Origin of the sequence: Paenibacillus sp. Y5S-9, assembly GCF_036894235.1 — a bacterium.
GTDB lineage: Bacteria > Bacillota > Bacilli > Paenibacillales > Paenibacillaceae > Paenibacillus.
In genome coordinates this window covers 6,156,601-6,170,551 of sequence record NZ_CP145887.1, presented here as the reverse complement: position 1 = coordinate 6,170,551, position 13,951 = coordinate 6,156,601, and the positions used below count along the sequence as shown (strand labels likewise).

Below are 13,951 nucleotides of genomic sequence, written 5' to 3'. Positions count from 1 at the left end.
TGCACCAACCAATAAGGAGTGATATGGTCATGGCAAAAGGCAACGAACAGCCAGGTTCTGGCACAGCGGTAGCGGGCGCAACAGCAACAGGTGCAGCGGGACAGACGGAAAGCTCGCTTTTCCAAACGTATGCGCGTTATCCAATCAGTCTGGTCAAAGGTAAAGGCAGCTGGTTGTGGGATGATCGGGGCAACCGTTATCTCGATTTCATGTGTGGCCTCGCTGTAACTAGCCTGGGCCATACACCGGAGAAAGTTGGAGCCAAGCTGAAAGCTCAGATTGATGAGCTGTGGCATGTATCCAATCTGTTCCAGATTCCAGGCCAGGAGAAGGCAGCAGCATTGCTGACAGCCAATACATGCGCTGACGCAGTGTTCTTCTGTAACAGTGGTGCCGAAGCGAACGAAGCGGCTATTAAAGTAGCCCGTCGTTATCACCAGAAGGTGAAAGGCACAGATCGTTATGAAGTGATCACATTTGCCCAGTCCTTCCATGGACGGACACTCGCTACACTGACAGCAACCGGACAGGATAAGGTAAAAGAAGGATTTTTGCCATTGCCAGCCGGATTTGTAACTGTACCTTTGCATGATATCCCTGCCCTTGAAGCGGCAATTGGACCCAACACAGCAGCTATTATGCTGGAAATGGTTCAAGCTGAGGGTGGTGTATATCCTGTTGAGCCGGAATTCGTCAAACATGTACGGAAATTGTGTGACGAGTATGGATTGTTGCTCATTGTTGATGAAGTACAAACAGGAATGGGACGTACGGGTAAACTGTTTGCACACGAACATTATGGTATTGAGCCAGACGTGTTCACCGTTGCCAAAGGTATCGGTAGTGGTTTCCCTGTAGGCGCGATGCTGGGTAAAGGTTTCCTGCGGGATGCGTTCACACCAGGTAGCCATGCGACAACATTTGGTGGAACACCACTTGCTTCATCCGTTGTGATTGCAACAATCGAAACGATGCTGGAAGATCGTTTGCCAGAGCGCGCAGCGGAGATGGGTGAATACCTGATGAGCTCCCTGCGGAAACGTTTGGCGGGCAATTCCTTTGTGAAGGAAGTTCGCGGCTTGGGATTGTTGATCGGCATCGAATGCGCTGAGCCGGTAGGTGATATTGTGCTTGCTGGGCAAAAACGCGGTATCTTGTTCGTCTCTGCAGGACCGAATGTGATTCGTTTGCTTCCGAACCTGTATGTGAGCAAAGAAGAGATCGACGAGGCCGTATCGCTGGTAGGCACATTGATCGAAGAGCATGTAGCGGCGAAAGCCTAATATAAAAATGAGAACCTTTCTGTCTCGGGGCCATTACCGGCCTCGAAGCAGAATGAGATGATGAATCCCTGTAGCCGCGTGGTGAACTTGCAGAAGGTGGAAATGGAATAAACTTGAGAAGCGCCAAGACAAAGTGTTAACGTTGCTCTCTCTTCTGCCCATGCGGGTGCAGGGAACCGGAAATAAGGAGGACATTATACATGACAGCACAACAGACGGAAAAGGTTCAAAAGATTGATCTGAGAGGCCGGGATTTTATCGAATTCACGGACTACACGGCAGAGGAGATTCGTTATCTGCTTGATCTCGCGATTGAGATTAAAGGCAAGCAAAAAAGCGGTGTACCTTTTCAACCGTTGAAAGGTAAAACGATAGGACTTATTTTTGAAAAATCATCCACACGTACGCGTGTATCCTTTGAAGTGGGCATGTTCCAATTGGGTGGACACGCGCTCTTCCTGAGCAAAAATGATATCCAACTGGGTCGTGGGGAAACAACACATGATACAGCCAAAGTATTGTCCCGTTACCTGGACGGCATCATGATCCGTACCTTTGGACACCATAATGTAACTGAACTGGCAGAGCATGCGGATGTGCCGGTCATTAACGGCCTGAGCGATGCGGCGCATCCTTGCCAGGTACTGGCGGACTTCCAAACGGTGCTGGAGCACAAAGGCAAGCTGGCAGGTCTGAAAATGGCCTACATCGGAGATGGCAACAATATGGCACACTCCCTGATGCTCGGTGCAGCGAAGATGGGAATGCATGTTGCTGTAGCAACGCCAGAAGGTTATGAGCCGGATAGTGCAGTTGTGGAGCAGGCACGCATTATCGCACAGGAGAGCGGTTCTGAAGTGACTGTAACCTACAGTGCACAAGAAGCAGCCAAAGATGCAGATATCGTGTACACGGATGTATGGGCAAGCATGGGCTTTGAAGAAGAGCAGAAGATTCGTGAGCAGGCATTTGCGGCATATCAAGTGGACGAGGAACTGATGAAAGGCGCGAAGCCGGACTACATGTTCTTGCATTGTCTGCCAGCACACCGCGGCGAAGAAGTGAGTGCCGGTGTAATTGACGGACCGAACTCCCTGATCTTTGATCAGGCGGAGAATCGCTTGCATGCACAGAAAGCATTAATGGCTGCGTTAATGAGCGAATAGCTGCTATTTCATTGAATGGGTTGATTTTAGGCGCAGATTTCGCGATGATAGATTCATCTATAATGCACTTTAAAAAGTTAGTTAAATAAGAAGCATACACAACAACGGAGAGATAGAAAAAGCCTGAAGAAGCGAAGCGTGCACCTGAAAGCTTTCTGAAAGAAAGCTGCATCGGAAGCATAGGCTATCCCCGGATTTTCCCCTTTATCATAAAGGGATGAAAAAATCTGGGGATAACAATGATCGGAAGGGCTTTCTGGCTCGTAGGATTCAGTGTATGAAGGCTCTGTTTAACTTAACTGATCTTGGGGAGGACCATCGAACATGGCTAAGGAAAAAATTGTACTCGCGTATTCAGGCGGGTTGGACACATCTGTAATTTTGAAATGGTTGAAAGAAACGTATGATGCTGAGATTATCGCATTCACTGCGGATATTGGACAAAAGGACGAACTGGATGGCTTGGAGGAAAAAGCACTGGCAACAGGTGCTTCCAAAGTATACATTGACGATCTGCGCGATGAGTTCGCAAAAGATTTCATCTATCCGATGTTCCAGGCGGGTGCCCTTTATGAAGGACAATACCTGCTCGGTACAAGTATCGCTCGTCCACTGATCGCTAAACGCATGGTGGATATCGCTCGTGCAGAAGGTGCTACAGCCATCGCTCACGGCGCTACAGGTAAAGGAAATGACCAAGTTCGTTTTGAGCTGAACGCGGCTGCGCTGACACCAGACATTAACGTAATTGCACCTTGGCGTCTGGAAGAATTCCGTAACCAATTCCCGGGACGTGCCGAGATGATTGCTTACGCTGAAAAACATGGCATTCCGGTAACCGCATCTGCGGCTAAACCATACTCCACAGACCGTAACTTGCTGCATATCAGCTATGAGAGCGGTGTGCTTGAAGATCCTTGGTTCGATCCAAGCGCGGACGAAAACAAAGACATGTTCCTGCTGAGCAGTGCACCTGAAGATGCACCAGATCAAGCGGAATATGTTGAACTGGAATTCGAACAAGGTGACTGTGTTGCACTGAACGGTGAGCGCTTGAGCCCACTGCAAGTGATGGAGCAACTGAATGAACTGGGTGGTAAACATGGTATTGGCCGTGTAGATATGGTTGAGAACCGTTTTGTTGGTATGAAGAGCCGTGGCGTGTACGAAACACCAGGTGGAACAATCTTGTTCACCGCACATCGCAAAATGGAATCCATCACGATGGACCGTGAAGTGATGAACCTGCGTGACAGCCTGATCACACGTTACAGCACACTGGTATACAACGGTTTCTGGTTCGCACCAGAGCGTCTTGCATTGCAAGCGCTGGTGACTGAAAGCCAGAAGAACGTAACAGGTACGGTTCGTGTGAAACTGTACAAAGGCAACATCATCGGCGCAGGTGTGAAAAGTCCTGTCAGCCTTTACAATCCGGACATCGCAACGATGGAAGCTGATCCAACACAAGCCTACGATCAAGGCGATGCAACAGGCTTTATCCGCCTGAATGCACTGCGTTTGAAAGTAAACTCCGGCGTGGAGCAAAACAAAAACTAATTTCAACCTGCATACTAGAGCTACATCAATATAAATGACAAGGCAGGCCGTTCTTGCACATCTGGCAGGAGCGGCTTTGTCCATGAGCGAAAGGGGAGTACTCACTGTGAGCAAGCTGTGGGGAGGACGTTTTACAAAACAAACCAATCATTTGGTTGAGGAATATACGGCATCGATCAATTTTGACAAAGCTTTGGCTGAGGAAGATATCCAGGGCAGTCTGGCCCATGTGACGATGCTGGGCAAATGCGGTATTCTTCCGGCGGAAGATGTAGAGACCATCAAAGAAGGTCTGATCACCGTTTTGCACAAAATCCGTGCAGGTGAAGTGGAATTCTCCGTATCGGACGAAGACATCCACATGAATATTGAGAAAAACCTGATCGAAACGATTGGCCCTGTAGGCGGTAAACTACATACAGGCCGTAGCCGGAACGACCAGGTTGCAACGGATATGCACCTATACCTGCGCGAGCGGGTGGTTGGCTTTGTAGGCATGTTGCATTCCTTGCAGGAAGCACTGATTGGACAAGCGAAAGATAACCTCGATACTATCGTACCGGGTTATACGCATCTTCAACGGGCCCAGCCGATTCTGTTCGCCCATCACCTGATGGCGTATGTATCCATGTTCCAACGGGATGCTGAGCGTCTGATGGACAGCTACAAACGCATTAACATCCTGCCACTGGGCGCAGGTGCGCTCGCGGGCACAACATTCCCGATTGACCGTCATTTTGTCGCGGAACAATTGGGCTTTGATGGCGTGTACGAGAACAGTCTGGACGCAGTAAGCGACCGTGACTTCATCGTTGAGTTTCTGGCAGCAGCTTCGCTGATCATGACTCACTTGTCCCGTCTGAGTGAAGAGCTGGTACTGTGGAGCAGCACAGAGTTTGGTTTCGTTGAACTGGACGATGCGTTCTGCACAGGCAGCAGCATTATGCCTCAGAAGAAAAACCCGGACGTTCCTGAACTCGTTCGTGGTAAAACAGGACGTGTGTACGGCAACCTGATTGGTTTGCTGACAGTATTGAAATCTCTTCCACTGGCATACAACAAAGACATGCAGGAAGACAAAGAAGGCATGTTTGATACTGTAGCGACGCTGGAAGGTGCATTGCAACTGTTTGCTCCAATGATCGCAACAATGACAGTGAACAAAGATCGTATGCGTCAAGCGGTCAACCAGGATTTCTCCAACGCTACGGATATTGCCGACTTCCTCGTGGGCGAAGGTTTGCCTTTCCGTCAGGCACACGAAGTGATTGGTAAAACAGTGCTGTACTGCATCCAGAACAGCAAGTATTTGCTGGATCTGACGATTGATGAATTCCGTCAGTTCTCACCACTGTTCGATGACCGGATCTATGACGTGCTGCAACCGGAAGCGGTAGTGAACGCTCGTAATGTTTACGGCGGAACAGCTTCGGGTCAAGTGGCTGAAGCCATTGGACGTAGTGAGAAGGTACTGGAGATTACCGAGCAATGGATTACGAACCGCGGTTAATGTCACGGTTACAATAGGTTACCATACAGATACGACAGTACAATAAAAAAGCAGGCCAGAGAACTTTGTTCTCAGCGGCCTGCTTTTTGTGTTTTACAGCGATATGTTTTAAATATATTCAACTCAACCGCGAACGGAAGGAAGGTTGTTCTGTCATCGGAGTACCAGCCTTCTTTATCCTCAGTAGCTCCCAATGATCGACTAATCGTGCTTGGGCAAAGGCAACCATTTCAATACATCCTGGATCTTGGCATCCCAGTAGCCCCACTCATGTTCACCAGGCCCTTCCTCGTATGTCAATGCGAAGTTCGTTTGTTCACAGGCATGCCGGAAGGTTTGATTATCCTCATACAGGAAATCTTCCGTTCCGCAACATTGGTAGAGCAAAGGTCGAGGACTTTCGCTAGATTGATTTTCTTTTAACAGATGGATCAGATCGTTCTCTGTACCTGCCACCTCGGGTCCGAAAATTCGCTGTAACTCCGTCTGTTGTAATGCTGAGGATGCATTTCTATCCATATGTGCAGACATATCGAGTGCTCCGGACAAACTTGCAGCTGCAGCGTATTGATCCGGTTTGCGAAGAGCCAGCTTGAATGCACCGTAACCACCCATGGATAAACCTGCAACGAAGTTATCCTCACGCTTTGGTGACAATGGGAAGAAAGAGCGAGCGAGTGCTGGCAGTTCCTCACTGATAAACGTCCAGTACTTTCCACCTTCCACCATATCCGTATAGAAGCTGCGATGTACCTGTGGCATAACAACGGCAATCCCGAGATTGGCCACATAACGTTCAATGGAAGTCCGGCGCAGCCAGATGGAATCATCATCAGACAGACCGTGCAACAGGTACAGGGTTGGGTGCAACCCTTTGCCAGTCACATTCTCCATACCGATCTGATTGTGGGTTTGTTGCGGCAGAATGACATGCATGCTGGTGCTAAGCCCGAGTGTATCCGAGTAAAAATCACATTTAATAAGTGCCATGAGTATAAGAAACCCCTTTCATAAGTTCGTTAACCACGTGTTCTGACATGAGACGATGGGATGGAAATCGGATGCCTAGGCCTCCAAAGTGTTTATATGTAACAGGTTATACGCATTACTTAATCAATGCAATACCAAGATTGGTTTACAACGTAACAATGTTATGTTACACTCATTTCAATAAAAAGGGGGACCATATATGACGGATGATTTGATCTCCAAGAAAGAATTGTTGGACCTGACAGGAATCTCATACGGCCAGTTATACCGTTGGAAGCGGAAAAATCTCATTCCGGAAGAATGGTTCATTCGGAAGTCGTCCTACACCGGACAAGAGACCTTTTTTCCCAAACAACAGATTTTACTGCGCATTGACAAGATTCTCAATATGAAAGACGGATTATCGCTGGATGAGCTGGCAGACGTCTTCTCACCTACGTTGGGTGAAGTGGAGATGTCTGCACAACAACTGTTAGAGCGAAACATTGTTTCACAAATCTCGCTGGATCTGTTGAAAGAAGCAGGTCGGGAACAACCGCTGTATGCTTTGGAACAGATTATGATGCTCTACGTCCTTGATAAGCTGTTAATGAGCGGAGATATTACTCGGCAAGAGGGTGCGTTGCTGATCGAAGTGATGTCTGAACATTATTATCGTTTTACAGGCAAACCGAGCGAACTCGTGCTTATTCGTAAGATGGGTGTTCCTTCATTCATGCTGATAACAGCAGGAACGGAGTTTTATTTTGACAATGGTGTGAAAGTGGTTCTTAGGCAGCCGATGGGAACATTTATGGAAGAATTAAAACTCAAATTGGGATAAGGAGAGGATCATCTATGGAAGAGCGGAATAAGCGGAATGATCTGAATGTGTCGGGCATAAGTCAAACGGCAGGCGGGAATTTTCACCGTGTATCTATTGATGGCATGGCTAAGGTGAACGGCAACCTGGACTGCACCTCTATGGAAGTAAATGGAACATTGAAGATGCACGGCGCTTTGAGCTCCGAAAGTGCAACGATTAACGGCATGTGTACGTTGAACGGTCCTTTGACCAGTTCTCGTGTTCGGGTGGATGGCATGACGACGATTAACGGAGATCTCCTATGCCCTGAGCTTGAAGTGAACGGAAAGTGTACCGTACGTGGAAGAGTGGATGGGGAACGAATTGATATTGGCGGTGTGATCGATATTGAAGGGGATGTCCAATGTGAGTCCCTGAATGTACGGGGCAATATTAAGATCAGCGGCTTACTGAATGCGGGAACAGTGGAGATCAGGCTGCATACATCTTCTTCGGCTAAAGAGATTGGCGGAGAGCGTATCGATATTCGTCGCAAGGAACAACAGAATGGATTTTGGAAAAGTATTGGTCTGGGCGGGACCCCTTCTTTTAAGACATCCTTAATTGAGGGTGATGAGATTGTGCTGGAAGATACCGAAGCTGACATTGTTCGGGGGAGTAACATTTTTATCGGTCGCGGCTGTAACATCAGGCTTGTCGAGTATTCAGGTGAACTTGAGATAGATCAGGATGCCAAGGTGGGCAGCAGTCAGCGAATTTAAAGTTTGGATATGGAGAGAAAGGGATGGGATCGACATGAATAACAATCCTGGGCGTTCATTGGACAAAAAAATGGATATCAGCATCGTTGGTGATGGCAGTTCTTCTGGTGGCGTGTACGGCAAGATCAAGGTCGTAGGGGACGCGTCCTTTAACGACAATCTATCTTGTGATCGATTCAAATGTACGGGTACATCGGTCATATACGGATCGCTTGAATCCACAGATATTAAAATTACCGGCACCCTTACACTGAAAGAGCGAGAGGCCAGCAACGATGTTGAGGATGGAATCCAGGCATCTGGCCTGCATGCCAAAGCTGAGCATATAAAAGTGGTAGGCGAACTTCATCTGTTAGGGGATTGTCAGGCAGAAAATATCAAGCTGAACGGGCGTTTGACGATAGCGGGGATGCTCAGCGCTGAACACATGACGCTCAAAATCATGGGTCCATCCGAGGTCAAAGAAATGGGCGGTTCCATCATCTCGGTGAAGAGTGGCCGGTTGAATGACTTGTTTACGGGGAATAAATCAATTCTTAAAGCACAGATTATCGAAGGTGACGACATTGAATTAGAGAATACGGAAGCCGAGATTGTCCGTGGCGATAAAATAAAAATCGGTCCTGGCTGCCGGATTGGTACAGTGGAATACCGTTCATCTCTGCAAATTCATCCGCAATCGGAAGTTTTGCTGCAAAGCAATCGGTCCTTGGACTGATTAACGAAAACTTCTTTTCGGATATACTAATGCAGTCATATGAATAGAGCGTGAATGGAGAGATTGAGTACAATGGTTGCACGTAAAAACAGTATTGGATTGGTGCTGGCAGGGTTACTGCTCAGCATACTTATGGCTTCCATGGATAACACCATCGTGGCAACAGCTATGGGGGACATTGTCGGGAAGCTGGGTGGGCTCGACAAGTTCGTCTGGGTTACCTCCGCGTACATGGTGGCTGAGATGGCAGGGATGCCGATATTCGGTAAGCTATCCGATATGTATGGACGGAAGAAGTTTTTTGTATTTGGTATTATTGTGTTTATGCTTGGCTCAGCGCTGTGCGGAACGGCAACGTCTATTGTGGAATTGACGATGTACAGAGCGATTCAAGGTATTGGTGCGGGGGCCCTGGTGCCGATTGCCTTTACGATCATGTTTGATGTCGTTGCACCAGAATCTCGTGGTAAATTGGGTGGATTGTTTGGAGCGGTCTTTGGCTTGTCCAGCGTATTTGGACCTCTGCTCGGTGCTTACATTACCCAGTATGCGACATGGGAATGGGTATTCTACATCAACCTGCCGCTAGGCTTGATTGCATTTGTGTTTATTGCCTTCTTCTACAAGGAGTCTCATCAGCATCAATCCCAACAGATCGACTGGCTGGGTGCTGTAACGCTGATCGGTGCTGTTGTGTGCCTGATCTTTGGTCTGGAACTGGGCGGCAAAACATTTGCCTGGGGTTCCTGGCAGATTCTTGGCTTGTTTGCCGGATTTGTAGCATTAGCGCTGCTCTTCCTCTTTGCAGAAACCAAAGCCAAAGAACCGATTATCTCCTTCAGCATGTTCCGCAACCGGGTCTACTGGTCCAGTAACGTTATTGGTATGTTCAGTGGTGCGGCGTTCATTACAGCATCCGTGTACATTCCGATCTTCATACAGGGGGTACTTGGTGGTAAAGCGACCAACTCCGGTCTTGTGCTGCTGCCCATGATGCTTGGGTCTGTGGTGACGGCGTCCCTGGGCGGGGTGTTGATGACCAAAATCAAGTATCGCAATATCATGATCCCTACGTTGGCCTTGCTTGTCATTGGACTCGGATTGCTGACTACGTTGGATGAGAATTCATCCCTTTGGACGATACGTATCTACATGGTGATGGTTGGTCTTGGTGTCGGTGCCTCGTTCTCGGTACTCAGCAATGCAGCCATGAATGCGTTTGAACCGCAAAGACGAGGAGCAGCAAGCTCCACACTTAACTTTTTGCGGTCCCTCGGCATGACGATGGGCATTACGATTTTTGGTATCGTACAGAGCCAGGTATTTACGCGTAAAATGAACGATGCTCTCGCTGGTTCAGCTGCGGAAGCAGGGGGTGCTTCAGCGGGTGGCGTGCCTCAGGGAGTGGATCTGACCGATCCACATGCGTTGCTCTCACCAGAACTCAGACAGGCGATTCCGCCTCAGGTGCTGGATACCATCACACATGCCCTGTCTTCTTCCATCGTGCAGTTATTTGCCTGGGCTGTAATTCCAGCTGCACTCGCGCTGGTTGCTTCCTTCTTCATGGGAAAAGAGAAGATGGTTGTAGGCGAAGAGCAAGGCGAATACACAGGCGGTCACTAAACCGTTATGCATACGATACAGCGGCTACTCGTAATTTATAAAAACGAATAACTTATCTTAGCTTAAAACATGAAAGACACACTTCTCGCGTACCTGCAAAAGGGACGGGATGTGTGTCTTTTTGTTTTTGTTGGCTTCAGAAAAGGAACCTAAGGCTGTTTTGTATCGCTAATCCCGTCCTCGACCACAGAAGGCCCTTGTGGATCAGGCAGGCTGCTATGACCGGAGCGGGCAATCAGGCGATTCTGAGCTTTGTACGTGTCCCGTGTAATCGTTTTGGATTCGACCACTTTGCCGTCCAGCCTTTTGGTTCTTACCGTCTCGACAATATATCCGGGCTGTCCGTCTTGCAGCACCTGCTGTGCACCATCAGGCAGTACCGCACTCGACACATACTTTACTGGAACACTTAATGTTTCAATGGTACGAGATTCAAGTGCATAGCTGACATTCTCCGGGAATGTGCCGAAAAATTTCACCATCAATTGATGGTTCTTCACCTCTGCATGAATGAGCAAGGATTTTCCGGTATTATTCTTGAAGCGAAAGTTGATGGCTCCAGAGGCAAAGGTGGCATCCAGCCCTTTTGGCAAATATTTGACCGGCAGGGAATGGTTGCGACGCTCAATAATATCAAGACCCGTCAACAGTGCTGCGTTATACACCGTACTGGATACCTGGCAGATTCCCCCGCCAATTCCAGGGGTTAGTCTTCCATTAACAATGACCGGAGCCTCACGAAACCCATAATCCTTCTCCGCTTTACGGATGATCTTCTCATAATCGAATGTGGCATCCGGTGGCAAAATCATGCCGTTAATCGCTTCCGCCGCTGCGCTGACATTATGTATCCGGCCTTCACTACTATTGCCCAGACCCGTGGAGAACTGGATGATCTTTCGGTCAATGCCTTCCTGGCGTAGCGAATCAAGGGTTACTTCAGGCTTCAGCGTATACAGTGGTACCTGGATCAGCAATGGGGCAGGTTTCTCATCCGGGCCCAGTACACTGAAATCCTTGTGTAGCTTCGTCTGAATGAGATTTCCGAGTGTTTCCCAATCAATCCGGCGAACGCCCTTTTCCGGGATATACTGGACTTTGTCATTTGTGGTAATGCGGCGAACAGCGTCCGCAGGTGTTCCGAAGGTTTCTTTTTCCCAGGCAGGGCTGAGATGTTCTTGAAGTGGCTGTAAGTCGTAGCTCATATCCAGAGAGAACTCTTTCGGAAAATGATAACGTGCATAAGCGCGTTCCCATAAGTTACCTTCCTCCAGCTGCTGTATCGCGGATTCCAAGCTGTTAACGTTGTAACTCACCCCCACCTGAGCTGCGGTATACGTCATCGTCTGGGGATCGGGTTCAGCCACTTCAAAGGTAACAGGCCAGTCCTCCAGCTTTTGGATCTGTTCATTTAATCCATGCAATACGTTCTTGCGATTCTTTCCCTCCACCAGCATACCGCCAACATGAACATCTTTGGGCAGGGCAGGTTGATTCACGTACATATACAGCAATCCATAAGACGCGGAGCCGATCAAGAGGATGGAGAATAGAACAATGACCGTCACATGTATTTTTTTCATAACCGTACGCTCCTTTATACTTCTGTTGTTCCGCACTTTGTAACACTTTCTATATATATGATCCAATGCAGGAAAACTTTCGGGTACTCAATAGGTAACAAATTTGTTACAATAAACTTCATATGAATCCATGCTTCACCAACGAAATAGGGACGAAGTGGATTTTTCCTGATGAAATTCAGGTCTTTTTAAAGGAAATGCCGGGATTGTGTCGAAATGATAATGGCTAACTATGCGAGCAGGAAGTGATGATGTGATAGAAATGCAGGACGTGTGGAAGACCTATGCCAATGGTACCCACGCATTACAAGGGGTGTCGGTGAAGATCGACCGCAATGAATTTGTTTATATCGTCGGTCCGTCCGGCGCAGGTAAATCGACATTTATGAAATTGATGTACAGAGAAGAAGTTCCGACCAAAGGACAAATATCCATTAACGGATTTAATATTGGTAAGTTGAAGCCAAGAAAGATTCCTTATGTGCGTCGTAACATCGGCGTTGTGTTCCAGGATTTTCGTCTGCTACCACGGATGACCGCATTTGAGAATGTGGCATTTGCCATGGAAGTAATTGAAGCACCGAAGCGTCATATCAAGAAACGAGTGATGGAAGTGCTTGATCTGGTGGGACTGCGCAGCAAGGCGAATCGTGAACCTTCGCAGCTCTCGGGTGGAGAACAGCAGCGTATTGCCATTGCACGGGCTATCGTCAATAACCCATCGGTTATTATCGCGGATGAGCCTACAGGTAACCTCGATCCGGAGACGTCGTGGGGCATCATGCAGCTGCTGGATGAGATTAATTTCCGGGGAACAACCATTGTTATGGCGACCCACAACAAAGATATTGTGAATACGATGCGTAAACGGGTAATCGCCATTGAACGTGGACAGATTGTACGGGATCAGATGAGAGGGGAATACGGTTATGAATTTTAGTACTCTCTTGCGCCATCTGCGGGAGGGATTCAAAAACGTATTCCGCAACGGCTGGATGTCCGTGGCCTCCATCATGTCCATCATTGTGTCCTTATTGATTCTTGGCGTGTTCATGCTGTTGGTGCTCAATGTGAACTCCATGGCGAATCAGGTTGATAGCCAAGTGGAGATCAGCACGTTCCTCGAACTGAATGTGGACGAGAACCTGCGTAACACACTGGAGCAAGAAATCAGCGCGATGCCTGAAGTAAGTGAGATTCGTTTTGTTTCCAAGGAAGAAGGACTCAAGGAGTTCCGTGAGCGTCTTGGAGAGAGTGCAGATAACGTGCTTAGCGGTTTCGATGTGGACAACAACCCACTGCCGGAGACCATTGAAGTTGAGGTCATTGAACCGGAAACCGTCACTTTTGTGGCGCAAAAAATCGAAGCTTTGAACGAAAAACACCCGGAGAAGCCAATCATGAAAGTGAACTACGGCAAGGAAACGGTGGAAGTGTTGTTCAAATTTACGAAGCTTGTTCGTAACATCGGATTTATTTTTGTCGGGGGACTGGGTCTCATGTCCATGTTCCTGATCTCGAATACGATTCGCGTAACGATTCTGGCACGTCGCCGGGAGATCGGAATTATGAAGTTGGTTGGCGCAACCAACACCTTTATTCGCTGGCCTTTCTTTATTGAAGGTGCACTCATTGGATTTATTGGCTCGGTCATTACGGTTGGGGTGCTGTTTGTTGGATACAGCCAGTTGATGAAGACGATTGGTCAGGATGTCTTCATGCAGATGCTTAACTTGATTCCGCTGGGCGAAATCTGGTTGCTGTTTGGAACATTGTTGATCGGACTTGGTGTGCTGGTAGGTATTTTGGGAAGTACACTGTCCATTCGGAAATCACTCAACGTTTAATTTTGTTTTCAACGATCGAATTGCAGAATATGTCGAAAAGAATGGTAAAGCAGGTTCATTAATGGACGCTGTTTGACGATATGTAGGAAAGACGGAGTCTTT

General features: G+C 48.0%; 12 protein-coding genes. 10 read left to right on the top strand and 2 right to left on the bottom strand.

What is annotated here, in order from left to right; all coding sequences use genetic code 11:
* Window positions 1-29 precede the first annotated feature (29 nt).
* From V6669_RS27205 to argH, 4 genes are all read left to right on the top strand, one after another.
* Window positions 30-1,283, top strand: a complete 1,254-nt coding sequence (locus tag V6669_RS27205) for an aspartate aminotransferase family protein (RefSeq protein ID WP_338588679.1) — start codon at window positions 30-32, stop codon at window positions 1,281-1,283.
* A 200-nt stretch (window positions 1,284-1,483) separates the two neighbouring features.
* Window positions 1,484-2,449 (top strand): ornithine carbamoyltransferase, encoded by a 966-nt coding sequence (gene argF, locus V6669_RS27200; RefSeq protein ID WP_017692003.1) that lies wholly within the window; start codon window positions 1,484-1,486, stop codon window positions 2,447-2,449.
* 324 nt (window positions 2,450-2,773) lie between these two features.
* Window positions 2,774-4,009, top strand: coding sequence for an argininosuccinate synthase (locus tag V6669_RS27195; RefSeq protein ID WP_017692004.1), 1,236 nt, complete (start codon window positions 2,774-2,776; stop codon window positions 4,007-4,009).
* Between the two features lie 106 nt (window positions 4,010-4,115).
* Entirely contained in the window at window positions 4,116-5,519 is a 1,404-nt protein-coding gene (gene argH, locus V6669_RS27190) for an argininosuccinate lyase (protein ID WP_036612430.1), read from the top strand.
* A gap of 201 nt (window positions 5,520-5,720) precedes the next feature.
* Here argH and V6669_RS27185 read toward each other — a convergent pair whose 3' ends face one another.
* The gene (locus V6669_RS27185) at window positions 5,721-6,509 is read right to left on the bottom strand and encodes an alpha/beta hydrolase family protein (RefSeq protein WP_338588678.1); all 789 of its coding nucleotides are present in this window, start codon (window positions 6,507-6,509) and stop codon (window positions 5,721-5,723) included.
* Window positions 6,510-6,708: 199 nt separating this feature from the next.
* Here V6669_RS27185 and V6669_RS27180 point away from each other — a divergent pair, with 199 nt between their 5' ends.
* From V6669_RS27180 to V6669_RS27165, 4 genes are all read left to right on the top strand, one after another.
* On the top strand, window positions 6,709-7,332 hold the full coding sequence (locus V6669_RS27180) for a YhbD family protein (RefSeq protein WP_282320125.1): 624 nt from the start codon (window positions 6,709-6,711) through the stop codon (window positions 7,330-7,332).
* Window positions 7,333-7,346: 14 nt separating this feature from the next.
* Entirely contained in the window at window positions 7,347-8,075 is a 729-nt protein-coding gene (locus V6669_RS27175) for a polymer-forming cytoskeletal protein (protein WP_338588677.1), read from the top strand.
* A 34-nt stretch (window positions 8,076-8,109) separates the two neighbouring features.
* A complete protein-coding gene (locus V6669_RS27170) occupies window positions 8,110-8,793 on the top strand; it encodes a hypothetical protein (RefSeq protein WP_338588676.1) in 684 nt (227 codons plus the stop codon).
* A 72-nt stretch (window positions 8,794-8,865) separates the two neighbouring features.
* Window positions 8,866-10,419: an MDR family MFS transporter gene (locus tag V6669_RS27165; protein ID WP_338588675.1), complete on the top strand. Its 1,554-nt coding sequence runs from the start codon at window positions 8,866-8,868 to the stop codon at window positions 10,417-10,419.
* A 149-nt stretch (window positions 10,420-10,568) separates the two neighbouring features.
* On the opposite strand, the gene V6669_RS27160 is transcribed toward V6669_RS27165, so the two are convergent.
* Window positions 10,569-12,002, bottom strand: a complete 1,434-nt coding sequence (locus tag V6669_RS27160; RefSeq protein ID WP_338588674.1) for a VanW family protein — start codon at window positions 12,000-12,002, stop codon at window positions 10,569-10,571.
* Window positions 12,003-12,255: 253 nt separating this feature from the next.
* Between V6669_RS27160 and ftsE the strand changes: the two genes are divergently transcribed.
* Both ftsE and ftsX read left to right on the top strand, forming a co-directional pair.
* On the top strand, window positions 12,256-12,942 hold the full coding sequence (gene ftsE, locus V6669_RS27155) for a cell division ATP-binding protein FtsE (protein WP_024631580.1): 687 nt from the start codon (window positions 12,256-12,258) through the stop codon (window positions 12,940-12,942).
* Window positions 12,932-13,849, top strand: coding sequence for a permease-like cell division protein FtsX (gene ftsX / locus V6669_RS27150; RefSeq protein WP_091013078.1), 918 nt, complete (start codon window positions 12,932-12,934; stop codon window positions 13,847-13,849). The genes ftsE and ftsX overlap by 11 nt, the downstream gene beginning before the upstream one ends.
* The last annotated feature ends 102 nt before the right edge of the window (window positions 13,850-13,951 follow it).